The organism is Cellulomonas soli, from assembly GCF_052036975.1.
GTDB lineage: Bacteria > Actinomycetota > Actinomycetes > Actinomycetales > Cellulomonadaceae > Cellulomonas > Cellulomonas soli_A.
The window spans coordinates 1-26,851 of sequence record NZ_JBQIAR010000004.1 but is presented as its reverse complement, the minus strand read 5'-3'; the positions used below and the strand labels follow the sequence as shown (position 1 = coordinate 26,851).

The 26,851-nt window shown below is 73.9% G+C and carries 18 protein-coding genes and 1 pseudogene; 4 read left to right on the top strand and 15 right to left on the bottom strand.

Annotated features, from left to right (window positions below; genetic code table 11):
• The first annotated feature begins 98 nt into the window (after positions 1 to 98).
• The 4 genes from ACTHAM_RS05395 to ACTHAM_RS05380 are packed head-to-tail and all read left to right on the top strand — an operon-like array spanning position 99 to position 3,499.
• Positions 99 to 1,103 carry a metal ABC transporter substrate-binding protein gene (locus tag ACTHAM_RS05395; RefSeq protein ID WP_440685133.1) on the top strand — a complete coding sequence of 335 codons (1,005 nt, stop codon included), beginning with the start codon at positions 99 to 101 and terminating at the stop codon, positions 1,101 to 1,103.
• Positions 1,100 to 1,909: a metal ABC transporter ATP-binding protein gene (locus tag ACTHAM_RS05390; protein ID WP_440685131.1), complete on the top strand. Its 810-nt coding sequence runs from the start codon at positions 1,100 to 1,102 to the stop codon at positions 1,907 to 1,909. Before ACTHAM_RS05395 ends, ACTHAM_RS05390 begins: the two co-directional genes overlap by 4 nt.
• 23 nt (positions 1,910 to 1,932) lie before the next feature.
• Positions 1,933 to 2,895, top strand: a complete 963-nt coding sequence (locus ACTHAM_RS05385) for a metal ABC transporter permease (protein WP_440685648.1) — start codon at positions 1,933 to 1,935, stop codon at positions 2,893 to 2,895.
• A gap of 10 nt (positions 2,896 to 2,905) precedes the next feature.
• A complete protein-coding gene (locus tag ACTHAM_RS05380) occupies positions 2,906 to 3,499 on the top strand; it encodes a DedA family protein (RefSeq protein ID WP_440685130.1) in 594 nt (197 codons plus the stop codon).
• On the opposite strand, the gene ACTHAM_RS05375 is transcribed toward ACTHAM_RS05380, so the two are convergent.
• From ACTHAM_RS05375 to ACTHAM_RS05305, 15 genes and pseudogenes are all read right to left on the bottom strand, one after another.
• The gene (locus tag ACTHAM_RS05375; protein ID WP_440685128.1) at positions 3,489 to 3,878 is read right to left on the bottom strand and encodes a VOC family protein; all 390 of its coding nucleotides are present in this window, start codon (positions 3,876 to 3,878) and stop codon (positions 3,489 to 3,491) included. The two genes, ACTHAM_RS05380 and ACTHAM_RS05375, sit on opposite strands and share 11 nt — an antisense overlap.
• A 63-nt stretch (positions 3,879 to 3,941) precedes the next feature.
• Positions 3,942 to 4,718, bottom strand: coding sequence for an isoprenyl transferase (locus ACTHAM_RS05370; RefSeq protein ID WP_440685126.1), 777 nt, complete (start codon positions 4,716 to 4,718; stop codon positions 3,942 to 3,944).
• A complete protein-coding gene (recO, locus tag ACTHAM_RS05365) occupies positions 4,719 to 5,450 on the bottom strand; it encodes a DNA repair protein RecO (RefSeq protein ID WP_440685124.1) in 732 nt (243 codons plus the stop codon).
• Between the two features lie 172 nt (positions 5,451 to 5,622).
• Positions 5,623 to 7,368 carry a 2-isopropylmalate synthase gene (gene leuA, locus ACTHAM_RS05360; protein ID WP_440685122.1) on the bottom strand — a complete coding sequence of 582 codons (1,746 nt, stop codon included), beginning with the start codon at positions 7,366 to 7,368 and terminating at the stop codon, positions 5,623 to 5,625.
• Between the two features lie 127 nt (positions 7,369 to 7,495).
• Complete coding sequence (locus ACTHAM_RS05355; RefSeq protein ID WP_440685120.1) at positions 7,496 to 9,010, bottom strand: outer membrane protein assembly factor BamB family protein; 1,515 nt, start codon at positions 9,008 to 9,010, stop codon at positions 7,496 to 7,498.
• 92 nt (positions 9,011 to 9,102) lie between these two features.
• Positions 9,103 to 10,554, bottom strand: a complete 1,452-nt coding sequence (locus tag ACTHAM_RS05350) for an outer membrane protein assembly factor BamB family protein (protein ID WP_440685118.1) — start codon at positions 10,552 to 10,554, stop codon at positions 9,103 to 9,105.
• 9 nt (positions 10,555 to 10,563) lie between these two features.
• Entirely contained in the window at positions 10,564 to 11,748 is a 1,185-nt protein-coding gene (locus ACTHAM_RS05345; RefSeq protein WP_440685116.1) for an RDD family protein, read from the bottom strand.
• Positions 11,745 to 14,030 carry a transglutaminase family protein gene (locus ACTHAM_RS05340; protein ID WP_440685114.1) on the bottom strand — a complete coding sequence of 762 codons (2,286 nt, stop codon included), beginning with the start codon at positions 14,028 to 14,030 and terminating at the stop codon, positions 11,745 to 11,747. Before ACTHAM_RS05340 ends, ACTHAM_RS05345 begins: the two co-directional genes overlap by 4 nt.
• Entirely contained in the window at positions 14,027 to 15,202 is a 1,176-nt protein-coding gene (locus ACTHAM_RS05335; protein WP_440685112.1) for a DUF58 domain-containing protein, read from the bottom strand. The genes ACTHAM_RS05340 and ACTHAM_RS05335 overlap by 4 nt, the downstream gene beginning before the upstream one ends.
• Positions 15,203 to 16,159 carry an AAA family ATPase gene (locus ACTHAM_RS05330; protein ID WP_440685110.1) on the bottom strand — a complete coding sequence of 319 codons (957 nt, stop codon included), beginning with the start codon at positions 16,157 to 16,159 and terminating at the stop codon, positions 15,203 to 15,205. It abuts the gene before it with no gap.
• Between the two features lie 62 nt (positions 16,160 to 16,221).
• The gene (locus ACTHAM_RS05325) at positions 16,222 to 22,293 is read right to left on the bottom strand and encodes an Ig-like domain-containing protein (protein WP_440685108.1); all 6,072 of its coding nucleotides are present in this window, start codon (positions 22,291 to 22,293) and stop codon (positions 16,222 to 16,224) included.
• The gene (locus tag ACTHAM_RS05320; protein ID WP_440685106.1) at positions 22,290 to 23,873 is read right to left on the bottom strand and encodes a serine/threonine-protein kinase; all 1,584 of its coding nucleotides are present in this window, start codon (positions 23,871 to 23,873) and stop codon (positions 22,290 to 22,292) included. Before ACTHAM_RS05320 ends, ACTHAM_RS05325 begins: the two co-directional genes overlap by 4 nt.
• Entirely contained in the window at positions 23,870 to 25,207 is a 1,338-nt protein-coding gene (locus tag ACTHAM_RS05315; RefSeq protein ID WP_440685104.1) for an FHA domain-containing protein, read from the bottom strand. Before ACTHAM_RS05315 ends, ACTHAM_RS05320 begins: the two co-directional genes overlap by 4 nt.
• Complete coding sequence (locus ACTHAM_RS05310) at positions 25,204 to 26,112, bottom strand: PP2C family protein-serine/threonine phosphatase (protein ID WP_440685102.1); 909 nt, start codon at positions 26,110 to 26,112, stop codon at positions 25,204 to 25,206. Before ACTHAM_RS05310 ends, ACTHAM_RS05315 begins: the two co-directional genes overlap by 4 nt.
• A 191-nt stretch (positions 26,113 to 26,303) precedes the next feature.
• A pseudogene (locus tag ACTHAM_RS05305) lies at positions 26,304 to 26,851 on the bottom strand (alpha/beta hydrolase family protein); the annotation flags it as partial.

Sequence of the window (26,851 nt, the reverse complement as noted above, 5' to 3'; positions counted from 1 at the left end):
GCCCGCGGCTGGGTGCAGCGGGCGAGCGTCGCCCAGGCTACCGGGGACGGCGCGTCGGCGTTTTGACAACCGTTCTCGTCTTGATGAGAATGATCGTCATGATCTCCGCGCCGACCTCCCGCACCGCTCCCCCGGGTGCCCCGCTCCCCGCCCGCGCCGCCCGCACCCGGATCGGCGCTGCCGCCGGCGCCGCAGGCCTCGCGCTGGCCCTGGCTGCGTGCGGCAGCACCGGCAGCGCGCAGGGAACGGCCGGCGGGTCCGGCGCCGAGCTGCAGGTGCTCGCCTCGTTCTACCCGCTGCAGCTGGTCGCCGAACGGGTCGGCGGCGAGCACGTCAGCGTCAGCTCGCTCACCCCGCCGGGAGCAGAACCGCACGACGTCGAGCTCTCCCCCGCCCAGGTCTCCGAGGTCGGCGCCGCCGACCTGGTGGTCTACCTGTCCGGCTTCCAGGCGGCCGTCGACGACGCGGTGGCCGAGGCCGGCCCCGCCGCCACGCTGGACGCCGCGGACGTCGTCACCCTGCGCGAGGCCGCCGAGGGCAGCGACGAGCACGAGGACGAGGCCGCTGACGAGGCAGAGGCCCACGGCACGCTCGACCCGCACTTCTGGCTCGACCCCAGCCTGATGCCCGGCCTCGTGCAGGCCGTCGCCGACGAGCTCTCGACCCTCGACCCCGAGGCGGCCGACGACTTCCAGGCCAACGCCGACGCGCTCGCGCAGGAGTTCGAGGACCTCGACGCGCAGTACGAGACGAGGCTGGCCACCTGCACCCAGCGCACCTTCGTCACCGCGCACGCGGCCTTCGGGTACCTGGCCGCCCGGTACGACCTCCAGCAGGTCGGCATCTCCGGCCTCGACCCCGAGTCGGAGCCCTCGCCCGCCCGGCTCGCCGAGGTGTCCCGGACCATCGAGGACGCCGGGGTCACCACGGTGTTCTTCGAGACCCTCGTCAGCCCCAAGGTCGCCCAGACCCTCGCCGCGGACCTCGGCATCGAGGCTGCCGTGCTCGACCCCATCGAAGGCGTCACCGACGACTCGTCGGACTACTTCAGCGTCGCGCAGGCCAACCTCGAGGCGCTGTCCGTGGCATCGTCCTGCTCGTGAGCACCGACACCGCCACCGAAGGGCAGACCCCCACCAGACCCGTGGTGCAGGCGCAGGACCTGTCCGTCACGCTCGGCGGCCAGCGCATCCTGGCCGGCATCGACCTGAGCGTGCACCGCGGCGAGGTCCTCGCCCTGCTCGGCGCGAACGGCTCCGGCAAGTCCACGCTCGTCCGCTCGCTGCTCGGCGTCGTGCCGATCAGCGGCGGGCAGGTACGGCTGTTCGGCGAACCGCTCGGACCGAGTGCCCCCTGGGACCGCGTCGGGTACGTCCCGCAACGACTGCCCGCCGCCTCGGGTATCCCCGCGACCGCCCTCGAGGTCGTCACCTCGGGCCTGCTGCACGGGCGCACGCTGCGCCTGCCGCACGGCGCACGGCGGCGCGCGCTGGCAGCCCTGGCCGATGTCGGCATGACCGACAAGGCCCAGCGCCGGGTGCACGAGCTGTCCGGCGGTCAGCAGCAGCGGGTCCTCATCGCCCGCGCGCTCGTGCGCGAACCCGAGCTGCTGGTGCTCGACGAGCCGACCTCCGGGATCGACGTGCCCACGCAGAGCACGTTCGTCGAGACCGTCGCCCGCCTGCACGAGGGTGGCACGACCGTCGTGGTGATCCTGCACGAGCTCGGCCCGTTCGCGCCGCTGATCCAGCGGGCGATCGTGCTGCGCCACGGACGCGTCGCCCATGACGGCGCCCCGCCGCAGCCGCGCGTCGACCACGCCTCGGCGCACCACGACCACACCCACGCCCACGCCGACCCGCCCCCGCCCGGCACCGGCCCGACGCTCTCCGTGGAGGTGACCCCGTGATCGACTGGGACCAGGTCGCCCAGATGCTCGCCTCGCCGCTCATGCAGCGCGCGATGCTCGTCGCCCTCATCGTCGGGGCCGCCGCCCCCGTGGTCGGCACGTTCCTCGTGCAACGACGCCTGGCCCTCATGGGCGACGGCATCGGGCACGTCGCCCTCACCGGTGTCGCCCTCGGGTGGCTCGTCGGCAACTGGGCCGGACTCGTGCCGCAGGACAGCCTGGCGCTGCCCGGTGCGGTGCTGGCCGCGGTGATCGGGTCGGTCGTCATCGAGCTGGTGCGCGAACGGGGACGCACCAGCGGCGACCTGGCGCTCGCCCTGATGTTCTACGGCGGCATCGCCGGCGGCGTGCTGCTCATCAAGGTGGCCGGCGGCACCAACGCGAACCTGGTCAGCTACCTGTTCGGCTCGATCTCCACCGTCTCGACCGCCGACCTGGCCTGGACCGTCGGCCTGGCTGTGCTCATCCTCGTCGTCGGCGTCGGACTGCGGCACGCACTGTTCGCGGTCAGCCAGGACGAGGAGTTCGCCCGCGCGAGCGGGCTGCCCGTCCGGCTGCTGTCGATGGTCGTGGCCACGCTGGCCGCGCTCACCGTGACCGTGGCGATGCGTGTGGTGGGTGCACTGCTGGTCAGCGCGCTGATGATCGTGCCCGTGGCGATCGCGCAGATCGTGGCCCGCTCGTTCGGCCGCACGATGATGCTGGCCAGCGCACTCGGCGCCACCGTGAGCCTGGTGGGCCTGGTCCTCACCTACTGGCAGGACATCCCGCCGGGCGCCACGATCGTCGTGCTCGCGATCGCGGTGTACGCCGCGGTGGCCGTGCTGCACCCGCTGCTGCGCAGACCGGTGCCGATCGGCGACCCGCACCCGGACCTGGTCGACGACCTGCTCATCGTGGACGACGTGAGCGACGACCCCGCGTGCCTGCCGGACGTGACCGAGACGACGCCCCGCGCAGGTAAGGCGAACCTCACCACGGGCTAGGATCGTGGGCATGACGGACGTGGCACGCGCCTACGGGCTGGACGGCCTCCCGGTCGCCGGCGTGCTCGTCGCGCTGTTCCTCATCGTCCTGGCGCGCTCGCACGGCACGTACTGGCTGGCGCGCGCAGCAGGGCGCGTCGGCACGTCCGGGCGCGGTCCGGCCTGGTGGCGCAGGCTGCTCGCACGGGCGGGCGGCTGGTCGCAGACACCCGCCGCACGGCGCGGCCGCGCCCTCGTGCACCGCTGGGGCCCCCTCGCCGTCAGCGCCGCGTACGTCACCGTCGGGCTGCAGACCGCCGTGATGCTGGCCGCAGGGCTGCTGCGCATGCCCTACCTGCGGTTCACGCTGGCCTCGCTGCCCGGGGCGGCCGCCTGGGCGGCCATCTGGGGCACCGTCGGGCTCGGCGCCGTGTGGGGGACCGTACGGCTGGCCGCCGCCTCACCGTGGGCCCTCGCCGCGCTCGTGGTGGCGCTCGCGGGGCTCGTGCTCGCCCGCCGGCACGGCCGGCGCCGCGGGCACCCTCCGGTGGACGCCGCGGCCGACGCGCCCGGGCCCGATGCGCGCGCGGCCCTCATGCTCGCGTCCGAGCCCGTCAGGGACTGACGACCGCCTCCGGTGCCTGGGTGGCCGTCTCCGGTGCGCTCAGCACGCAGAACTGGTTCCCGTCCGGGTCCTCGAGCACGGCCCACACGAACCCGTCGTGCTCGTGCTGCGCGACGAAGCTCGCCCCCTCCGCCACCAGCCGGGCGACCTCCGCATCCCGGTCGGGTGCATGCACGTCGACATGACCGCGGTTCTTGCCGGGCGTGGGGTCCTCGACGCGCTGGAACCCCAGGGGCATGCCACCGCCGGCCGGCACGACGACCACGAACCAGCCGTCGTCCTGGTCGTGCACGCGGCCGTCCAGCTGCCGCGCCCACCAGGCTGCCAGAGCCCGGGCGTCGCGCGTGTCGAAGGTCACCATGCCCACCGAGACGGTCATGGGCCCGACAGTAACGGGGCCCCACCTGCACGGGTACCCCGGATGCGCTCAGACCTGGAGCGCTCAGACCGGAGCCGGTGCGTCCACCGCCCCGCCGTACCGCCGGTCGCGCCGGGCGTACGTCTCGACCGCCCGCCACAGGTGCCGGCGGTCCACGTCGGGCCACGGCTCGTCGAGGAACACCAGCTCGGCGTACGCGGCCTGCCAGAGCATGAAGTTCGACGTGCGCTGCTCACCCGAGGACCGCAGGAACAGGTCGACGTCGGGCAGGTCCGGCTCGTCGAGGTAGCGCTGCACGGTCTTCTCGTTCACGCGCTCGGCCTTGAGCCGGCCGGCCGCGACGTCCATGGCGATGGCCTTGGCGGCGTCGGCGATCTCCGCCCGCCCGCCGTAGTTGACGCACATGGTCAACGTGCAGGTCGAGTTGCCGGCCGTCAGACGCTCGGCCTCCTCCAGCTCGGCGATCACCGAGCGCCACAGGCGCGGCCGGCGACCCGCCCACCGCACCCGCACGCCCCAGTCGTTCATCACGTCGCGCCGGCGGCGCAGCACGTCCCGGTTGAAGCCCATCAGGAAGCGCACCTCCTCGGGCGAGCGCGACCAGTTCTCGGTGGAGAACGCGTACGCCGAGACGTACTCGACACCGACCTCGATGGCACCGGCCACCACGTCGAGCAGCGAGGCCTCCCCCGCAGCGTGCCCGGCGGTGCGCGGCAACCCTCGGGCGTTCGCCCAGCGGCCGTTGCCGTCCATGACCACGGCCACGTGCCGCGGCACGAACTGCTTGGGGATCGCCGGCGGACGGGCGCCGCTCGGGTGGGGCGGGGGTGGGACCGGCATCTAGACCCTCTCGACCATCGGCAGCGAGCGCAGGGTGCGCTCCAGGTGGAACTGGCAGTAGGCGGCGACCAGGCCGTTGCCCTCACCGCGGTGCCGCTCGGCGCTGGCGTCGGCCACGGACCAGTCACCGGCGAGCAGGGCCGCGAGCAGCGCGAACGTCTCGGGCGCCGGGGCCGCCGCACCGGGCGGGCGGCATGCCTGGCAGACCGCCCCACCCGACGCGATCGCGAACGCGTGGTGCGGTCCGGGCGCCCCGCAGCGCGCGCAGTCGGTGAACGACGGGGCCCAGCCGGCCACCGCGAGCGCGCGCAGCAGGTACGAGTCGAGCACCAGACCGGGCGTGTGCTCACGCCCCGCCAGGGCGCGCACCGCGCCGACCAGCAGCCAGTACTGCTGCAGCGCCGGTTCGTGCTCGGCCTCGACCAGGCGTTCGGCGGTCTCGAGCATGACCGTGCCGGCCGTGTACAGCGTGTAGTCCTCGCACACCGGCCGCCCGTACGCCCCGAGCGTCTCGGCCTGCGTGACGATGTCGAGGTTGCGGCCCGTGCTCAGCTGCACGTCGACGTGCATGAACGGCTCCAGGCGCGAGCCGAACCGCGACGACGTGCGCCGCACCCCCTTGCCGACCGCACGGACCTTGCCGTGCTGGCGGGTCAGGAGCGTCACGATGCGGTCCGCCTCGCCCAGCTTGTGGGTGCGCAGGACGATCGCCTCGTCACGGTAGAGACTCATGCGCGCATCACCGCACCATTGTCCCCTGCGTCGCCGACACGGCTGTGGTCGACACGTGTCGGCGACGCGGGGTCGTCGTGCAGGACGGGGCGCGGGGTCGCCGCGGCGCCCGGCCTGCACACCCGCGCGGCACCGGTCGGGGTCCCCGGTACGGCACCGCGCGGGACGTGGCTCAGCGCTCGTGCCGGTTGACCGCGGAGACGATCGCCTTGAGGGACGCCGTGGTGATCGACGGGTCGATGCCCACGCCCCACAGGATCTGGTCGCCGACGGCGCACTCGACGTACGCGGCCGCGGTGGCATCCCCACCGGCCGACAGCGCGTGCTCGGCGTAGTCGAGCACCGCGACGTCGACCCCGAGCGAGCGCATCGCGTCGACGAACGCCGCGACCGGACCGTTGCCGGAGCCCTCCAGGGTGCGCAGCGTGCCGTGGTCCACCACGTCGACCGACAGGGTGTCCGGGCCGTCCTCGCTGCTGGTGGCCCGGGTGCCCCGCAGCGCGAACCGACCCCAGGGGGCCAGCGGCCCGCCGGGCTCCACGGGAAGGTACTCGTCGTTGAAGATCCGCCACAGGTCGTCGGCGGTGACCTCCGTGCCGTGCTGGTCGGTGTGCCGCTGCACCACCTGGGAGAACTCGATCTGCAGGCGGCGCGGCAGGTCCAGGTCGCGCTCGGACTTGAGCAGGTACGCCACGCCGCCCTTCCCGGACTGGGAGTTCACGCGGATGATCGCCTCGTACGAGCGGCCCACGTCCTTCGGGTCGATCGGCAGGTACGGCACCGCCCAGACCACGTCGTCGACGGTCTTGCCCTGCGCGGCGGCCGTCGACTCCAGGGCGTCCAGGCCCTTCTTGATCGCGTCCTGGTGCGAGCCGGAGAACGCGGTGAACACCAGGTCACCGCCATACGGGTGCCGCTCACCGACGGGAAGCTGGTTGCACCGCTCGACCGTGCGGCGCACGTGGTCCAGGTCGGAGAAGTCGATCTGCGGGTCGACGCCCTGGCTGAACAGGTTCATGCCGAGGGTCACCAGGCACACGTTGCCCGTGCGCTCGCCGTTGCCGAACAGGCAGCCCTCGATGCGGTCCGCGCCGGCCAGGTACCCCAGCTCCGCGGCCGCCACCCCCGTGCCGCGGTCGTTGTGCGGGTGCAGCGAGATGACGACGTTCTCGCGGTGACGCAGGTGCCGACCCATCCACTCGATGGAGTCCGCGTACACGTTCGGGGTGGCCATCTCGACCGTGGCCGGCAGGTTGATGATCACCTTGCGCTCGGGCGTCGGCTCGAACACGTCGAGCACCGCGTTGCAGATGCGGACGGCGAACTCCAGCTCGGTGCCCGTGTACGACTCCGGGGAGTACTCGTAGAACACCTCGGTGTCCGGGACGAGCTCCTCGTACTTCTTGCAGAACCGGGCGCCCGACACGGCGATGTCGACGATGCCGTCCTCGTCGGAGCGGAAGACCACCTCGCGCTGCAGCACCGACGTCGAGTTGTACAGGTGCACGATCGCCTGCTTGGCGCCCGCGATGGACTCGTACGTGCGCTCGATCAGGTGCTCGCGGGCCTGCGTGAGCACCTGGATGACCACGTCGTCCGGGATGCGGTTCTCCTCGATGAGCATCCGCACGAAGTCGAAGTCGGTCTGCGAGGCGGCCGGGAAGCCGACCTCGATCTCCTTGAAGCCCATCTGCACCAGCAGCTCGAACATCTCGAGCTTGCGGGCAGGGTTCATCGGCTCGATCAGCGCCTGGTTGCCGTCACGCAGGTCGACCGCGCACCAGCGCGGTGCCTTCGTCACGCGCTTGCCGGGCCACGTCCGGTCCGGCAGGTCGACGGCGATCTGCTCGTGGAAGGGGCGGTACTTGTGCACCGGCATCCCGGAGGCCTGCTGGGGGTTGCGCTCGTCGTACAGCATCAGTCGGGTCCTTCGCTCGTCATCGGCAGGTCAGCCGGCACCACGAACACCGCGACGAGGATCCGGCCTAGAAGGCCTCGTCGCGGCAGCGAAGGAGGAGGTGACGAACGAGCAGCACCCGGTCACCTTAGCGCAGTGCGACGAGCAGTCCGTCGCCCGTCCCATACAGCAGACCACCCAGTCGCAGCACACCGTCGACCCGGGGTGGCAACGCCATCTGCCACACCCGTTCACCGTCGGACAGCCGCCGGGCCTCCAGCACCGCGCCGAACCGCACGGTCCGACGCAGCACCAGCAGGCGGTCACCGTCCGAGAACGTGCCGACCAGCCCCAGGCCGATCGGCGAGCGCCACACCAGCTCACCGGTCCCCGCACGGACCCCGACGAACGTCCCCGAGGCCCGCAGCACCACCACACCTGCCACATCGGCGTCCACCGTCGAGGTGTCGACCGGCGCACGCCACACCTGGGCGCCCGTCACCGCGTCGAACGCCCGCACCCGCCCCCCCGCCGGGTCGGCCGCCAGCATCGAGGCCGAGAACATCAGCCCCGACGCCCCGTCCGAGACCGGCACGTCGACCAGCACGCCCTGCACCGTGACCTGCCGCCCACCCTCGGGTTCCACCAAGGTGCTGGTCACCTCGATGCCCCCGACCGCCAGCCGGTACCTGATCCACTCGAGCGTCCCGTCAGGCCGCAGACGCACGACATCAGCACCAGCACCGGCCGACTCGCTCGGCACCGGCTCACCGGTGCGCGCATCGAGCACCCGCGTGGCGCCCACACCCCGCACGAGCACCCGCGGCACCGACGCGGCCACCCGCATGGCACGCACCACCCCGGTGAGGGACGGCTCACGCAGCACCGTCGACCACCGCCGCTCGCCCGTCATCGGGTCCCGGCGCTCCACCAGGACTCCCGCCGCGCCCACGCGCCCCAGCACGACGTCCTGCCCCAGCGCGATCAGCGCCACCACCTGGCCGTCCACACCCAGCGCGGCGCGCACCTCACCGTCTCGCGGGTCGACGACCAGCACCGTCGAACGCGCCCCCGGATCCGCCGGCGACAGACCGGACTCCGGCTGCCCGAGGTCACCCGCGCCGCGCGCCGCGCCGACCGAGCACACCACCGACCGCTCGGCCGCCCGCCCGGCGCCGTCCTCCGGCAGGGCCGTGCACAGCAGGTCGCTGCCCTCCCGCCGGGCCTCCAACGGCAGCGTCCACCGTCGCTCACCGCTCACCACGTCCAGCCCGGCCAGCGCCCGGCGCCCGCGTGACCAGCCGGCCACCACGATCACGTCGCCGACGAGCACCGGCGTCATCTGCTCGTCGTAGGTCGCCATCCAGCGCACCGCCGGAGCACCCGGCAGTGCGTGCACACCGCCCTCGAACGGCGCCGCGCGCAGCACACCGTGCCGCTCCCAGGCCGTCACCGCGGCCGGCACCCCCAGCACCGCACCGACCAGCACCACGACGACCACCAGCAGTGCGATCGCCGACCGGCGCGGACTGCCCCCGAACCGACGGCGCACCCCCGCCAGGAGCGCCCGCAGCCGCTCCGGACCGCTGCGCTCGCGCAGCCCCGGGTCGACGACCCCCTCGGCCTCCTCGACCGGGACCTGCTGCATCGGCGACTGCCGCACAGGACCACCTCCCCGGCCTGCCAGGGCGACCCGCCGTCGCACCCCCGACGCTGCACCCCCGCCGCTGCACCCGCCCGCCACGGCGGACGCCATCAACCCATGACCACGACCTCGTCCGGAGTCCGCACCAGCAGGTGGCCGTCCACGCCCCGCACGTCGACGACCCGCTCGGGCAGCTCGATCGACCAGTACCGGATGCCGTCACCCAGCCCCAGTGCGACCAGCGAGCTCGACCCCGGGGGACCCGGCGCCAGCACAGAGCCCCCATCGCTGACCGGGATCCACGGCAACGGCTCGTCCCGGTCGACCGTCCAGACCTCGTGCCCGTCGCGCGGATCGATCACCCCGTACCCGTCGGCGCCCGTCACCACCGCCCGCGAGTCCACCAGCAGCGCCACGTCCCTGCGGGAGTCGATCGACCACAGCACCGCACCGGAGCGGGAGTCCAGGCCCTGCAGGCGGGACCCGAGGTCCACCAGCAGCACCACGTCCACCGACCCGTCGTCGGCGCGCGCCTCGACAGGCAGTGCAGGCAAGGGGAACAAGGGGGTCCCCGACGCGTCGAACCACCAGCCGCCTTCGGCGATGCTCCACGCCGCCAGGTGATCGCCCGCGGCCGCCAGACGGATCGCCGAGAGCGGCGGGGTGGGCACCAGGGCGACACCGTCGCGTGCCCGCAACGCGGCCGACCCGGCCCCGCTGACCAGCACGAACCGTGCGTCCGCCTCGACCTTGACCGGATCCGCACCCAGCCACGAGATCAGCTGGTCACCGGTGGGCACCGACCAGAGGACCTCGCCCGAGGGTGCCTCGAGCCGGGTGACCTCGACCAGGCCCGTGCGGTCGGCGCTGACCACGACCACGTCGTCCTGCACGCGCGAGACACCCAGCAACCGTCCAGGGACGGTCCACCGCGCCGCCGTCGACCCGTCCTCGGCCGAGACGATGACCACCCGGCTGCGCCCGAACCACACCGTCGGGTCCGGGCCCGTGATCGCGCACACCACCCACGGCCCGACATCCGCCCCTTGCGACGGGCACCGCACCGTCACCCCGTTGACGGCCTGCGTCCCGGTCGTCTCCGGCGCGGTGACCACCGGGACGAGCCGCCGCGACCACCGGGGCGCACCCGAGCCCACCTCGTAGGCGGACAGCTGCCACACGGGACCGTCGTCGTCCAGCAGCACGAGCGCGCCGTCGGCCACCAGCACCGCCTCGCGTGCCACCGAGGACACCGGCGCCCGCCACAGCTCCTGGGGCGGGCCGTCCAACGGGCGCACCAGACCTGGCACCGCCGCGATCGCATCCGCCCGCCACGAGTCGCGGACCTGCACGGCGCCCACCACCCCGGCCACCAGCAGCAGGACGACGAGCGCACCGACGGCGCCGATCCGACGACCACGCCGGCCGACGACCGGGCGAGCCGCGACGCGGTGCGTGTCAGGCGAGGCGGCCGCAGCGCGGACCGGGACGCCCGCCGACATCGAGCCCTCGTCGAGCTCGACCGGCTGCATCCGCGCACCCGACAGCCTCTTCGCCGTCACACGTCGACTCTACGACGCGGCTGCCGTCCCCGGCGCCCGGAGCAGACGCAGACCGTGGTCACCGAAGGCCACCGTCGACCCCTCCCTCAGACGGACCTGCTGGTCGGTTCCGCAGATCACCTGCGCACCGTCGGGCAGCGTCACGATCGTGCCGTTCGTCGACCCGCGGTCGCACACCCACACCCCACCGGGCTCGACACCGATCTGCAGGTGCGTCTTGGACACCGACCGCCCCGGGTCGACCACCCGGATCAGCTGCGCGTCGCCCTCGGCCTGCGGGTTGCGCCCCACCAGCGCGGTGCGCAGCACCGTCACCCGGCGCCCGTCCGTCATCTCGATGTCCGCCGAGACGCGGGCCGCGACCGACGGTGCAGCCACCTGGGCCTCCTGCTCCGGCGTGCGGCGTGGCCGGGTCACCTCCAGCTCGGGGTGCAGCCCGAAAGCCAGCGTCACCGGCCGCACCACCGGGATCGCCCGCGTGTCCAGGTCCGGTCCCTGACGCTCCTGCGCCAACGGGGCGAGCACGAGCCCGGTGCCCGACACCACCGGCTGCGCACCGGTGATCGGACCTCGCACCACGCCCGCCTCCTGAGGTGCCGGACCGAGCGAGAGCTCACCGGGTGGCCCCGGTACCCGGGGGCTCAGCGGCGGCACCGACCACGAACTCACCACGAGGGCGTCGTCGCGTGCACCGCGCACGTCGAGCACCTCGTCACCGGCAGCCCGGTCGTGCCAGCCGCGCAGGCGACCCGACCGGTCGAACAACGGGGACAGCAGCACCACCAGCGAGCCGACGCCGAGCACCAGCCCCCCGGCGGCGACCACCAGGCCACGCAGCAGCACCCGCAGCGGGCCGATCGGTCGCCGGGACTCCGCGTCCAGCGTGCGCACGCCGAGCAGCCGTCGACCCACGGTCCAGCCCCGCAGGCCGTGCAGCAACCACTGGACGACCTGCAGCACGCCCGCCGCCAGCACCGGCACCAGGAGCACCGGCGAGACATCACCGACGCTCACCCGCCCGCCCGACGGGTCCTGCGCGACCGGCTCCACCAGCCCGGCGCGCGCCAGCCCGCCCACGGCGACCAGGGCCGCACCGACCACCAGCATCGCCAGCAGGCCGTCCAGCAGACCGGCCGCGACACGGCGGGCGAAGGAGGCAGGCACGGCCTGCTCCAAGGGCCGTCGGACACTCATGAAGCACCTCGTCCAGCTCGGTCCGGACGTCGGCTCGGATCGCTCCGACGTCGTCGACGCAGGGAGACGGTCGACACGCGGGCGCGAACCCGGTGCCGCCAGGGAACGGCACGGTGCATCGCCGTGACCGCCGCCTCCACGTCTGTCCAGTAGGCCGCCACCTGCTCGGCGCTGGGTGCACCCGGCGCGAACACCGCCCTATCGGCCGACCGCGCCAGCGCACCCACCGAGGCGGCGACCACCGCCGCGCCCTGCGCATCCGCGCCACCGAACGCGCCGGCCAGCTCACCAGCCGCCTCACGGCGGGTCGCGAGCGGACGCGGCGGACGGCGCAGGTCACGCGCCGCGTCGAGCACCTCGTCCCACCCGCCGGCCACGCGGGACACCGGGTCGGGCCGTCGGCGCCGACGCAGGCGACGGCGGGCCTTGAGCACCAGCACCAGCAGGAACGGCGAGGCGAGCAGCAGCAACGGCACGCCGACCATGCCCGTGACCCGCAGCACCCGCAGCCACGTGGACGCACCGTCCTCGTCACGGGCGGGTTCGTCCGCCTGGGGCTGCTCGGTGTCCTCGTCCGGCGGCGTGACGGCCTCGGGCGGCGGCGGGGGCGGCTGCACGACCTGCGGGTCGGGGTCGGTCGGCTGCTCCTCGAGGTCCTCCTGTGGCGTCTGCTCCGGCGGCGGTGTCGCGTCGAACGGCACCCAGCCGTAGCCCGTGAAGGCGATCTCGACCCACGCCTGCACGTCGGCGCCCGTGACGTCCACGGGCCCCTCGCCCTCGCCGGCGGGCGGCACGAATCCCAGCACCACGCGCGCAGGCAGACCCATCTCCCGGGCCATGAGCGCCATCGCGGACGCGTACTGCTCGCCGTCGCCGATCATCGCCGCACCGTCGAGCAACGTGAGCATGCGGTCGGCCCCGTGCCCGGACAACGACAGGTGGTCGCTCCCGTCGGAGTAGAAGCCCTCCTGCGAGAGCCAGTCGGCCAGCACCCGGGCGATCTGCACCGGGCTGCCGGCCTCCCGCGCGACGTCCTGCGCGGTGGTCACCACGACCTCGGGCACTGCCTGCGGCGCGGGCAGGGTCACGTCCGCGGCGCTCGCGCTACCGATCTCCTCGTCGGTGGGCACCGGGGGCACCACGACGTCCAGCGTGTACCTCAGCCCCTGCTGCAGGCCACCGGTCAGCACCGCGGCGCCCGTGGCGTCGTTGTAGCGCAGCCCCGCGGTGGCCTCGGCGTCGGCGATCCGCACCGAGGTCGCCTGCCCGACCGTGGGCAACCACACGCCGCTGAGCGCCCCGACCTCGACGGTGACCTGGGCCTCCTGGCCCTGCGCGGAGGAGTCGATCTGCGCGCCGACGCGGCGGAACTCGCCGGAGTCCGCCGCCGAACCGTCGCCGGCGACGTTCCACACCACACCGTCGTAGGCGTCCATCGTGGCCAGCCGCACCCGCGCGCCCTCCGGCAGCCCGTCGACCGAGAAGAGCACCGCGTCCTCGTCGAGCTGGACGTACCTGCGGTACGCCGACAACGGGCTCGGGAAGTCCCGAGGGTCGAAGGGCGGCGTGATCTCGTCCCGCAGCACGAACCGCGGGGTGTCGCCGACAATCACCGGGCCGGCCAGGACGCCCCCGGCCACCGCCGCGACGGTCACCACCGCCAGCGCCGCACCGCGGCGCGCCCGCAACGCACCCACCCGCCACGACACCCAGCCCAGCAGCAGCACCGCCGGGACCACACCGGCCACCACGGGGTCCACGACCGGCTCGCGCGTGCCCAGCAGGGCGGCAGCCGCCCCGGCCAGCACGGGCACCACGGCAGCCGAGGCGGCGACCCCGGGGCGTCGGGCCCGCACGGTCAGGGCCGTCGCCGTGGCGCTGCCCACCAGGGCCAGCAGGAACGCCGCGACCAGCAGCGTGCCCCCGGTGCCGATCGGCGGCTGCAGCGTCAGCACCTGCTTCCACGACGAGGCGGCACCGCGCGCCAGCCCCGTGACCGTGGCCGCGGTCGGCACCACACCGCCGATGGTCGTCGCAGGGGCAGCCAGCGCACCGCCGGTCACCACGAACACACCCAGCAACCACGACACGACCGTCGGCGCCGACCAGCCGCGCGCACCACCGACCACGGACACCGCAGCCCCCAGCAGCACCCCGCCGACGAGTGCGGGCACCGCGGCGGTCCCGCCGTACACCGGCAGCAGCGGGCTCAGGGCGAGCAGCAGGGCGCCGAGCAGGCAGACCAGGTCGATCGTCAGTCGCGCCGGGGTGCGGGCACTCACACGACCACCCGCCGCAGCACCCGGGGCAGCTCGTCGACCGTGGGCAGCGACGCCAGGGTCAACGTCCCCTGCGTCCGCACGGCCACCTCACCGCCGGACACGCACGAGACGACGACGGTGCGGGTGCCGGTCGGCACGTGCCGGGCACCGAGGCGCAGCTCGGCGTCGGTGCGCGCCGACCCGGTGACCAGCAGCGCCACCGTCGCGTCCGAGGCCTCCCGCGCCACACGGCGACCCAGCAGCGCCGTCCCCGTCGGCGAAGGAGCACCCTTGGTGCGCCCGTGCGGGCCCGAGGCGCCCATGACGATCCGCGAGCAGTCGTCCAGCAGCAGCGGCGGGGTGTTGACCCGCAACCGTCCCGGACCGGCCAGCACCGTCAGGTCGCGCTGCTCACGCAGCGTCTGCACGCCGAGCGAGGCCACCACGGACACCGCCGTCTCGAACTCCTCCAGGTCGGCGTAGTCGGCCGGGTCGGTCGACAGGACCACCGCCGTCTGCGTGCGGCGTGTGTCCTCGAACTGCTTGACCATCAACGTGCCGCGGCGTGCCGTCGTCCGCCAGTGGATGGCGCGGCGGTCGTCACCCTGCACGTAGTCGCGCAACGCGTGGAACGAGAGGTCCGAGTCGGACAGGTCACGCGTGGACTGCCCCTCCAGGTCACGCAGCACACCGGCGCTCGCCCCGACCAGCGGGACCACGCGCGGGTGGACGAACAGCTCCACCGGGCGCGTCCAGCGCAGCGTGCGGCGCACCAGCCCCAGCGGGTCGCCGCGCACCGACTGCACCGGACCCACCACGACCACACCGCGGCGGGCGGTCGGGATCGCGAACAGCTCGTCGTGCTCGGCGCCCGAGGCGAGCGAGGGCACCGCGAAGTCCGCGCGCCCCTCCCCCACCGGCAGCTCGACGAGTGCCGGCAACGAGCGGCCCCGCGCGGTGTTGCGCACGGTCAGGCCACCCACGGCACGTTCACCGATGCGCACCCGGCGGTCGGCCAGGTCGAGCCGGACGGCGTAGCGGGTGCGACCGACCGTGAGCAGGAGCGCGACGACCAGCACGGCGGCCAGCGCGACACCCAGTGCTGCCAGCTCGACCCAGCCCAGCCACCGGCCCACGACGAGGCCGAGGACCGCCACGACGGCGGTCCCCCAGCCAGCGGTGGAGACGTGCACTCAGGCCACCCGGAGCACCGGAGGCGCCACGTCCGACAGGACGCGCGACAGGACCTGCTCGGCGGTGACGCCGGCGAACTCCGCCTCGGAGTCGAGCACCAGGCGGTGGGCCAGCACCGGCTGGGCGAGGTCCTTGATGTCGTCCGGCACCACGTACTCGCGGCCCGTCGCGGCCGCCCACACCTTGGCGCAGCGCACCAGCGCCAGGCCACCACGCACGCTCGCACCGAGCGCCGTCTGGGAGTCGTCGCGGGTCGCCTCCGTCAGCCGCGCCACGTAGTCGAGCACCGACGCGTCGATGTGCACGGTCTGCGCCAGGTCGGCCATGGTGCCCACCGCCTGCGTGGTGATGCGCGCCGGCAGGTTGAGCGTGCGGTCCTTGGCGCCGGCCATGATCTCCACGGCGGAGGCGCGGTCCGGGTAGCCCAGCGAGGTCTTGATGAGGAACCGGTCCAGCTGGGCCTCCGGCAACCGGTACGTACCCGCCTGCTCGATCGGGTTCTGCGTGGCGATCACCATGAACGGGCGACCCACCGGGTGCGTGACGCCGTCGACGGTGACGTTTCCCTCCTCCATGACCTCCAGCAGCGCGGCCTGCGTCTTGGGCGAGGCCCGGTTGATCTCGTCGGCCAGCACCACCGAGGCGAACACCGGGCCGGGGTGGAACTCGAAGCGGTGGGTGCTCTGGTCGTAGATCGTCACGCCCGTCACGTCCGAGGGCAGCAGGTCGGGCGTGAACTGGATGCGGTGGTGGCTGCCCTGCACGGTCGCCGCGACCGCCTTCGCCAACGACGTCTTGCCGGTCCCCGGTGCGTCCTCGAGCAGCAGGTGCCCCTCGGCGAGCATGGCCGTCAGGGCCAGGCGGATCGTGCGCTCCTTGCCGAGCAGCGCACGCCCGACGTTCTCGGCGAGGGTGTCGAACGTCTCGGCGAACCAGGCGCTCTGCTCGGGGGTCATCGTGGGCTCTCCTCGGTGCGGGGTCTGCTGGTCTGGGGGTCTGTGCGGGTGCGGGACATCGCTCATGTGACGGCCACGTCCGTGCTCCACGCGCCGGCCCCGATGACGTTCACGGCGCGGACCCGGACGCGGCAGCCCGCCGGCAGGCCCGTCACCGTCTCGCTCAACGGGGTACTACCGGCCGCGTGCTGACCGCTGGCGCGGACCACGTCGTTGCCGTCGCGCACCTCCCAGTCGTAGCGGGTGATCGAGCGCCCGCCGTCCGGAGGCGCCTCCCAGGTGAAGACCACGGAGGCCGCGGTCGAGGCCCCGTCGAGCGTGACGGTCGGCGCCGAAGGGGCCTGCGGGGACCCGGGGGACGCGGAGGCCTGGACGACATCGGTCCAGCCGCCCAGCGAGTTCGAGGCCCTGACCTGCACGGTGACCGTGCCGCCCTGCTGGGTGTAGGTCGACGGCGGCAGCCCGTCGACCCAGGACCCGTTGGTGCCGAAACGGTACTGGGCGGTCTGGACGCCGCTGGCCACGCCGGCACCCCCGAGCGTCGCGGAGATGTTCACCTGGTCGAGCGCGCCCGTCGTCACCGAGAGGCTGGGCGGCTGCGGCTTGGTCTGCACCGTCGCCGAGCCGGACTGCGCCGCCTCACCCGGCAGGTCGCGGGAGTTGACGGCGACCACCGTGTACGGCCCGACCTGACCGGCCGTCAGACCCGTCAGCTCGAGCGACGTCTGCCAGCCCGGCACGTCCTGCGCGAAACCGCCGCCGTCGGTGATGGTGTAGCGGGAGATCGACACCGACGTGCCACCGGCGTCGGTCGGCGCGGACCAGCTCAGCCGTGCCGTGCCCTGGCCCCAGTCCCCTCCGGAGCGGCCCGTCAGGGTGAGGGACCGGGGTGCGGTCGGTGCGGTCCAGGTCTCCCCGGTGGTCTGACCCCACCCGGACCAGCCCGCCTTGTTGGTGGCACGAACGCTGATCGCGTACTCCCTGCCCCGCTCGGCGGGGCTGATCACGTGGTCGAGGTCGTCGGCGCCGAGGGTCGCCACCGTGGCACCGTCGACACGCACCTCGTAGCCCTTGACCGCGTCACCGTTGCTGGCGGGCGCGGCCCACGTCACCACGATCACCGGCGTGGACCCGCCGGCGGACTGCCGGGTCGCCGTGACCGCGGGGGCGTCGGGCACCGCAGCGGGCGTCTCGATGCTCGCTGCGCTCCACGGGGCGGGTGTGGTGTCCGTCGCCTTGTTGCGCGCACGCACGACCACCGAGTAGGCGGTCCCGTTCTTCAGGCCCGTGATCGTGTGATGCGTCGTGGACACCTGCGCGGTCGACGGGCCGGACAGCGGCGCCGGGCTGATCATCACGTCGTACCCGCTGACGGGCGAGCCCGGCGACGCCGGCGCGTTCCACGTCGCGGTGATCGAGCCGTCGCCGAAGCTCAGGCTCGGGGCACCGGGTGCCTCGGGCACCGCGTCAGGGCGTGCCGGGGCCGAGGGCAGGCTCGGCGGGGACCAGTCGACGGCGTTCTGCGCCGCGACCGTGAACGTGTACGTCTGGTCGTTGGTCAGTCCGGTGATCGTGCAGGTCGTCGCCGAGCACTGCGTGACGAGGTTGCCCGGGCTGGCCACCACGCGGTAGCCGGTGATGGCCTCCCCGCGGCTGTCCGGTGCGTCCCACGAGAGCACGACCGTCCGGTCGCGGATCTCACCGATGCGGGGCGGTGTCGGCGTGGCCGGTGCCCCGCGGACCACCACGGTCAGGCGCGCCTCGACCTCACGGTCCGGGTCGCCGGTGACGTCCCGCACCCGGAACCGCACCACCATGGTGCCGACGAAGTCGGCGGAGGGACGTGCCGTGACCGTGCTGGACGTCGCGCTGGCCGTGCCCGCACCGGGCGTCTCGACCGTCGCGCCGACCACGGTCAGCGGCGAGTCGGGGAACGGGTTCCACGCGCCCTCGAGCACAGGGACGGTCGTGTCCTTGCCTTCCACGCCGTTGGTGACCGTGCGGTCGTTGACCAGCGCGACGCGCCGGCTGCTGGCGATCACCCTCAGGTCCACGGCCGCCTCGATCGTGCCCGTGGCGCCGTACCCGATGACCAGGTCGAGCCTGCCGGTGGCACCCTTGGCCGTCGTGGCGTCCGCCGAGACCTTCAGCAGGCTCCCGGTGAGCACGGCGCTGAAACCCGCCGGCTGGTCGGAGGAGACCTTGTAGGTGTAGCGGTCCGTGGTGACGTCCTCGCCCTCGGGACCTGTGGTGAACGCCCGCAGGTCGACCGTGATCGGGGCTTCCCCCGGGGCGACGTCGAGCGTCGAGGGCAGGAACGTCGGAGGGTTGTCCTCGAGCGCGTACACCGTGATCGGCAACGTGATCGTGGCGGTTCGCGCCGTCGTGTCGCCCGCGCCGGTGGCGTCGGTGACCGTCAGCGTGACCGAGGCCGGCCCGGCGTACCCGGCGGCCGACGTGAACTGCAACGTGGTGGCGTCACGCACCAGCGAGGTGCCGTCGGAGCGCGTCGCGCTGACCGTGAGCGGGTCGGAGACGCTCGCCGTGCGGCCGGGGGCGACCTGGATCTGCTCGCCGAGGGCGATCACCAGCTGCTCGCCCGACGCGACGCGGAGCGGCTCCGCGTTCGGCCGCCGGGTGGGCGGGAAGAAGCCGAGCGCGGGCACCGTGACGAACGCGTACGAGGCGGCCTGGCCCGTCGGGTCGGTGGTGTTCGTCAGCAGGTACGGCAGTGTCTGCGCGTGGTCGACGAGCGTGACCACCACGGTGCCCGTAGGCGTCACCCGGGCCACGTCGGCCACCGCCGAGGGCACCGAGACCTCGAGGTCGCTCAGCGGGCCGCTGGGGTTCTGGGCGACGGCGAGCACGTCGACCTCGACCTCGGTGCGGCCGAGGGTGTCGATCGCGGGCACGACGACGTCGCGGGCCACGGGGGCGACCACGGGGGCGTCGGCCGTGACGTTCACGGTGAGGATCCCGGTGTCCCGACCGCCGCGTTCGTTGGTCACCGTGTACGCGATCTGCAGCACCGCGGCCTCCGACGGCGCCTGCACGATCAACCGACGACCCTCGACACGTGCCTCCACGCCGGCCGGCACCTCCAGCGTCGGATCGAGCGTGAGCTCACCACCGGCGGAGTCCACGTCGTTGGCCAGCACCCGGACCTCGATCTGCTGACCGGGCCGCACCGTCACCTCGTCGTCGCGGGCGACCACCTGCGAGGCCCCCGTGGGCTGCGGGGCGATGCCCACCCGCACGGTGGCGACGGCCCGCTGACCGACCCAGTCCTCGACCGCGTAGGTGAACGTGTCCGTGCCGACCTCACCCGGCAGCGCCTCGTACACCAGGTAGTCGGCACCCACCTCGACGACCTGGCCCTTGACGGGAGGCTCGGCCACACCCAGCAGCGTCACCCCGTCACCGTCGGCGTCGATGCCCACCAGCGGCACGGTGATGCGCACGGAGTCGCCCTCGAACACACGCGCGGTGAGGTCCTGCGGACGAGGCAGCGCCTTGGCCTCGGCATCGGACTCGTGCACCCGCACCGTCACGCTCGCGGACGACTCGTTGCCGGTCGAGTCGCGCACCGCGAAGGTGGCACGCACCGTCATCGTCGTGGCAGGCGCCTGGTACCGCAGCACGTCACCGGACACGAAGAGCAGGCCCTGACCGGCCGCGAGGGGTTCGGGCAGCTGCGAGACCAGGGTGAGGGTGTCACCGTCGGGGTCGTAGGCGCTCTGCAGCACCGGGATCGTCACGACCCCACCGGTACGCACGCTGACCTCGACGTCCTCCACGACGGGTGGCTGGGACGTCCCGGACGGTGGCACGGGCTGGACGACGATCTCGCCGACCGCGCTGTCCGTGCCGTTCGAGACCGTGTAGCGCACCACGACGGGCGCCTCGAGCGTGCGCTGCGAACGCACCTGCACCAGACGGTGCTCGAGCACGGCGATCTGCAGCCCGGAGGCGTCGCCCGTCTCGACCTGCTGGAGCACCAGCACGCCACCGGCCGGGTCGGTGTCGTTGTCCAGGGGGTCGATGGTGACCTGCCCGCCCGCCGGCAGGAACGCCGTGTCACGCATCGCGATCGGCGGCTGGGCCTGCTCGGGACGCTCGCGCACGTCGATGCGGGCCACACCGGTGGCCTGCTGGGGGGCCGCGGCCACGACGAACGTCACGTAGTAGGTGGCGGCCCGTGCCGCCGAGAAGCTGAAGGTCCCGGCATCGAGGTCGGTGACGACGGTCGCGCCGACCACCTCGTCCACGCCGGCCAGCCGGGCGGGCTCGCCACCGGTGGTGCGCACCGAGTCGAGCGGTCGCAGCGTGACGGCCTCGTCGACGTACGTCACGGCATGCACCGGGTCGACCTGCGGGGGCAACGACCCGGCGGCCCGCACGTCCACGTCCAGGTATCCCTCGACCGTGGTGGTGCCGTCGGAGACCTGCACGGTGACGCGCGTGCGCCCCAGCTTGTCGCCGCCGGCCAGGAACGTGACGGTGCCGTCCTGCCGGAAGCGGGCCGTGCCGACCACCGGGTCGGCGGCCGCACCCACCAGCAGCAGGTCGTCGCCGTCAGGATCGGCGAAGTCGGCCAGCACGTCGCGCTCCACCTGCCCACCCGCCTCGACCTGGACGACGGAGACGCGCGACTGCGCAGGAGGCTCGTCGGTGCCCGGTTCACGCACGGTCAGGGTCAGGGTCGCGGTCGACGGGGCGGTGGTGCCCCGCCCGTCCGAGATCGTGTAGCTGAGGGTCGCGCTGCCGGTGGCCTCGGCCGTGACCTGCACCTGCAGCGCGCGCCCGCCCTGCACGGCCTCGATCCGACCGAAGGCAGGATCGAGGGCGTCGACCTGCGAGATCGCGAGGATCCCGCAGTCGGACGAGGAGTCGTTGGCGAGCACGGGCAGCACCGTCGCGCGCCCCGGACGGACACCGAACTGGTCGTCGGCAGCCGTCGGAGGAGCGGACTGGGCCGAGCACTCGGCGGAGACCTCCTGGGTCGTCTCCTGACCTTCGGACTCCTCCTCCGCCTGCTCCGGCTGCTCCTGCGGCACCACGTCCTGCCAGTTCGGCACGCGCAGGTCGGTGTCCTGCTGCGGCATCCACAGCCGGCCCTGGCGCGTGTCGTTGAGCAGCACCATCGACCGGTTCACCCGGAACTGCAGAGCGTCGGTGCTCTGCATGTCCTCCAGGTCGTCCGCGTACGGCTCCGCGCCGTCGCACAGCCGCAGGTACGAGCCCGACGCGGAGGCCCAAGCCGCGTGGGCGCAGGCCCCGACCTGCACGGGGGCCGCCGGCACACCGGCACCCTCGGTGCGGTGGACCACGATGTCCGAGCCGTCGAGCGGCACCTCGTAGAGCGCCGAGCGCCCCGCCACGAGCACCCGGTCGGACGAGGGCCCCGGCTGCTGCAGGACGACGTCCTCCTCGGGCAGCGTCACCTCGCCGCGCAACGTGCGCACCACCGCACCGCTGAGCACGACCGGCTCGTCACCCACCGCCGTCAGAGCGTCGACCGCACCGGCCTCCAGCGAGCCGACCGGGCTCACCGCCGGTGTGCCGTCGACCAGGTCGACACGCGTCACCGTGCCGTCCGCGGCCACCGCGAGCACCGCACCGGAGCGGGCCACGACCGCCGACCCGCCGTCGCCCACGCTGACCTCGGGCACGTCCTGGCCGACGCTGAGGCCCTCGAGCGTGGCGACGGACCTGACCCAGACCTCGCCCTGCTCGCCGAGCACGGCGACCGTCCCGGAGGCCATGGAGACGTCCTTGGCGGTGGCCGCGACCTGTGCGACCGTGGTCACGCCCGCAGGGTCGATCACCGAGATGGTCGCCGGTTCCACGAGCAGCACGTCGCCGGCGTCCTGCAGCACGTCGAACGTGCTGCCGGTGGTGACCACACCGCCGTTGAGCTCCTCGACCTGCACGTTGTAGCGGCCGAGCCGCAGCTGCTCGGTCGCGGTCACCCACACGGCGCCGTCGTTGAGGTCCACCCGGGCCAACGGGAAGCCCTGGTCGAGCAGCGCCAGCACGGCCACCAGCACAGGCACGGTGACGACCGCGGCCGCACGGGCCGCCCTGGTACGCCAGCCCGCGACGGTCGTCAGGGGGTTCGTCTCGCCGTTCACGGCACGCAACCCTGGGCCGGCTCGGCCGAGGCGCGCCGGTCGGCCCGCACGATCGAGACCTCGATGCACACCTCACCGCCGGCCTGGTCGGCGGGGACCGTCACGGTGTCGGTCTCGACCAGCTCGAGCGCGGGCTCGCCGGTGAGCGTCAGGACGCCCCACAGGTACGCGTCACCGGGCTCCGGGTCGGGGTTCTGCCAGGTGAAGACCACGGTGCCGTCGCTGCGGCGCTCACCCGAGATCGAGCTCGGCGAGGGGACGCTCTCCACACCGCGCGTCGAGGAGGCGCCGTCGCTGAAGTCGTCCTGGGGCGGCAGAGGGCTCTGCCCGCCCGCGCGGTTGGCAAGCACGATCGCGACGGCCGCCAGGAGCACCACCGCGCCGGACACGGCCGCGCCGACCGCACGACGCCGGCTCCGCGGCGCGCGTGTGCGCTGCGGAGAGGGCGGCGGTGGCGCGAGCAGCACGACATCGGGCCCGGCCTGGCCCGAGGGGGCCGGGGCACCGGCTGCGGCGCTCGCCTGGTCGGCGGTCGGCACCCGCGCACCGGCAGGGTCGACCTGCACCACGGGCCGCACACGGGTGGCGTCCTCCGTGGCGCTGGGGGACGCGCCGAGCGGGTCGACGGAGACGATCGAACGCAGGCGGGTGGCCTCGTCTCCCCCGGGCGCGAGGTTCGGCCACGCGGGGCTCGGCGGTGCCGGCGGCTCGTCGAGAAGGTCCAACGGGGTGGCGGGCAGGCGCAGCCCGGCCTCCACCTGCTGCAAGGCACGGGCGACGGCTGCAGCCGACGGCAGGCGCCGCGACGGGTGCTTCTCCATGGCCCGCACGAGCACGTCGTGCAGATCGGGCGGCACGTCGTCACGCCCCGTGGGGGGCAACGGCATGCGTTCGATCCGACCGACCAGGTCGGCGGCACCGTTGGGCGAACCGGGCAGCTCGAACGGCGTGCGGCCCGCGAGCAGCGAGTAGATCGTCGCGCCCAACGAGTACACGTCGGAGCGCTCGTCACCGGTCGGTCGGTCGCCGAGCAGCTCCGGGGGCGACCACGGGATCGACATGCCGACCGTCGCGCTGCCGCCGTGGCCGGTGGTCGCCGCGATGCCGAAGTCGGTCAGCGCCGGCCACCCGAAGTCCGTCGTGAGCACGTTGGCGGGCTTGATGTCGCGGTGCAGGATGCCGGCGCGGTGCGCGGTCTCCACGGCGGAGGACAGGCGGATGCCGATCCGCAGCGCCTCGGCCACCGAGATGCGCTCCTGCCGGTACCGCTCGGCCAGACCTGGCCGGGAGCAGTACTCCATCACCAGGTACGGGCGCCCGTCCGAGGCGATCGCCGCCTGGTGGATCGTGACGATCGACGGGTGGTGCGAGAGCTGGGCCATGAGGTTGGCCTCGGTCTGGAACCGGGTGCGCACCTGGTCGTCGAGGCTGCCGGCGAGCAGCACCTTGACGGCCACCTCACGACGGGGCAGCTCCTGCTCGTACAGGAACACGTCGGCGAACCCACCCAGGCCGAGGACACGCACGTAGGTGTACCCGGGCAGGTGGGGCGGTGCAGATGCCTCGCGGCGTGCTGTCACGAACCGCGCTCCACGGTGAACGTCACGCCGTCGCCCAGGTCGACGGTCTCGCCCACGGCCACCCGGCTGGGCTCGCCCGGGTGCAGGCGGCGGGTCTGCCCGTGCTCGTCGAGCACCTGCACGCCGTTGGTCGACCCGAGGTCCGTGACCAGGACGTCCCCGCTCTCGACGCGCACCTCGGCGTGCGTACGGGAGATGTCCTGCTGCGGGCTGGGCACGGTCACCAGCCGCGGCAGCTCACGGTTGGCGACCCGCGAGACCTGCGGGGCCCGACCCAGCAGCACCGCGCGGTCGAGGGAGACGACCAGGCCGGTGGACAGCACGAGGCGGTACTCGGGGCCGGCGGGCGCACCGACGGTCGGCAGCGCGCCGGTGATGATCGGCACCTGGGCGCCGACGGCACCGGGCGCGCCGAACGGCGAGGGCAAGGAGTCCGAGGCCCACGAGGGCAGCTGGTCGCGGATCGCCGCGAGGTCGCTGGACATGATCGTCAGGCCGTCGTGGTCGTCGGGCGAGGACGGGGCGACCGGCACGTCCTCGAGCAGCAGGGCCTCGGCGGCCTCGACGACACCCGGTCGGGTGCGCATGCGTCCGGGGGCAGTGGCCGACCCCTGCGGGTGGGGGGTCGGCGCGAGGGGCTCCGGCTCCGGAGCGGGGCTCACGGGCGCGCTCAGCGGGACCTCGTCGAGGGAGAGCGCGGGCGCAGGCCATACGTCCTGCGCGGGCGGCTCCTGCACCGGTGCGTCCTCGACGAACCCGTCACCGAGGGGCGCGGGGTCGCCCGCCGGGCCGCCGGGCGCGTCGACCGGCAGATCGTCCACGGGCAGCCCGGCACCCAGGGCACCACGCTCGGGCTCGCGCACGGGTGCGCGCCGGCCCGCCGTCGACGGTTCGGCGTTCGCGACCAGCGTCAGGGTGACGACGTCGGCACGCACGACACCCTCGACCAGCGGCAGCGCGACCGCATCAGGAACCTGGGAACCGGCACGCACGGTCAGTGCACGTGCCCCCTCGACGACCTGCTCCGTCCAGGTGGACACGTCACCGGCGCGCAGCACGACGGGCCCCTGCGCGCACTCGACGACGACCTCGACCTCGCCGCGCAGCGCCGCGTGCACACGGTCGCCGTCGAGCGCCACCAGGGCGAACGGGGGCAGCCCGTCGAAGCCCTCCCGCACGAGGACGCCGAGCAGGCCCACCAGACCGGAGCGTGCGGGCGCCTCGTCCCACAGCGCACGCACCGTCGCCGGACGCGCGTGCGGACCCACCAGGGCGAGCGTCCCGCCGGCGACGACGGCGGTCCACCGACCGGGGACGTACTCGGGCACGATCATGACGGGGCTCCCTCGGTCCGTGGCGTCGGTGCGGTCGGCGTGCCGACCCGGGACGCCCCGGGCAGACCGGCCGGGCGTGGTGCCGTCCGTGGCACCGTCGCGCCGTTGAGCATCTCGTCCCAGGCGAACGACCCGGGTTCCCCCGCGGTGCCCGCCCGGGGGACGGTGATGTGCACGTCCTCCAGGGCGCCCGCGGTCGTGGCGACGTCGACGACGACCACGCTGACGTTGTCGCGTGCGCCGGCATCCAGCGCCCGACGCACCAGGTGGTCGGCGACCTCCTGGGGGTCAGCACTGGCGCGCAGACCCCGCTCGATCGCCGTGTCGTCGAGCTCACGGGTGAGCCCGTCGGTGCAGATCAGCAGGCGGTCGTGGGCGCCGACGGGCAACAACCAGTAGTCGGGCTCGGGTGCGTCGCCGGTACCGAGCGCACGGGTCAGCACGTGGCGCTCCGGGTGGGACGAGGCCTCGGCCGGGTCCAGGTCGCCGAGCTCGATGAGCTCCTGCACGACCGAGTGGTCGACGCTGACCTGGTGCATGCCTTCCTCGCCGATCAGGTACACACGCGAGTCGCCGACGTTGAAGACCAGCCAGTACGCCCCGCCGTCGTGCTCGGAGACCGCCACGCCGGCCACGGTCGTGCCGCCCTGGCGGCCACGCGTGAACTCACCGCGGATGCGCCGCGCAGTGCGCCGGAAGCACGCGTGCACGTCGTCGGCCGTGGCCGAGGTCTGCCCGGCCAGCTGGGCGAACTCCTCGACCGCGATCCGGCTCGCCAGGTCACCGGCCTCGTGCCCGCCCATGCCGTCGGCGACCAGGAAGACGGGCGGGTACGCCAGGAGCGCGTCCTCGTTGACGTCCCGCACGAGTCCGCGGTCGGTCGCCGAGCCCCAGGACGTCCGCACAGGCTTCCCCTCTCCCCTCGTGCGGCCGCACGAAGGTCTTCTGCTTGCATCGGCGCACATCGTCCCTCACGTGAGGTGAGCACGCACACACCGGTCCCCAGCACCGGACGGATCGGGAGGAACCTACCTGGTCGCCGGTACCTGCGTCCCGGGACCAGGTGCCCAGCCCGCGGCCTTGCGAGCCTGCCACATCAGACGCCGAGCTGGAACGCGCCCCAGTACGCGAGCACGACCAGGAGCACCAGCGCGCCCACGCACACCGACCACAGGGCCAGGGTGCGCACCGCCCCGGGCGCCGCCCGACCCCCGACGGCCTGCACCGCACGTACCCGGGTGGCCAGCAGCACGCCGGCGACGACCGCCCCGATGCCGAGCGCCCGGACCACGAGCCAGCCGCCCTGCACCACGGCGGCGTTGCGCTCGTAGTCCAGCGCGAGGCGGGCGATCGCGACCAGGTACCAGACCAGGGCGACCACCGTGGCGCTCGCGCCGACGCCGAACACGGCGGCCCACCAGGCCACGCCCCCCGCGTACCGGTGCCGCACCCGCGGCACCGTCGGCCGACCTGCCACCGTGCGCGAACGCGCGCGGCGCACCGCGACCGCCTCCCCGGTGCGGGCCACCAGCAACATCAGGGGGCCCAGCACGAGCAGGGCGGCCGCGGTCACGACCGTCCCCAGCACGACATCGCCGTCGCGCAGCCAGCGCGGCTCCGGCACGGGCGCGGCGAGGTACTCCT

Coding starts and splice junctions, on each gene's coding strand:
- ACTHAM_RS05395 (WP_440685133.1), top strand. CDS start 99: ATGATCTCCGCGCCGACCTCCCGCACCGCTCCCCCGGGTGCCCCGCTC.
- ACTHAM_RS05385 (WP_440685648.1), top strand. CDS start 1,933: ATGCTCGCCTCGCCGCTCATGCAGCGCGCGATGCTCGTCGCCCTCATC.
- ACTHAM_RS05380 (WP_440685130.1), top strand. CDS start 2,906: ATGACGGACGTGGCACGCGCCTACGGGCTGGACGGCCTCCCGGTCGCC.
- ACTHAM_RS05375 (WP_440685128.1), bottom strand. CDS start 3,878: ATGACCGTCTCGGTGGGCATGGTGACCTTCGACACGCGCGACGCCCGG.
- ACTHAM_RS05370 (WP_440685126.1), bottom strand. CDS start 4,718: ATGCCGGTCCCACCCCCGCCCCACCCGAGCGGCGCCCGTCCGCCGGCG.
- recO (WP_440685124.1), bottom strand. CDS start 5,450: ATGAGTCTCTACCGTGACGAGGCGATCGTCCTGCGCACCCACAAGCTG.
- leuA (WP_440685122.1), bottom strand. CDS start 7,368: ATGCTGTACGACGAGCGCAACCCCCAGCAGGCCTCCGGGATGCCGGTG.
- ACTHAM_RS05345 (WP_440685116.1), bottom strand. CDS start 11,748: ATGAGTGTCCGACGGCCCTTGGAGCAGGCCGTGCCTGCCTCCTTCGCC.
- ACTHAM_RS05330 (WP_440685110.1), bottom strand. CDS start 16,159: ATGACCCCCGAGCAGAGCGCCTGGTTCGCCGAGACGTTCGACACCCTC.
- ACTHAM_RS05315 (WP_440685104.1), bottom strand. CDS start 25,207: ATGATCGTGCCCGAGTACGTCCCCGGTCGGTGGACCGCCGTCGTCGCC.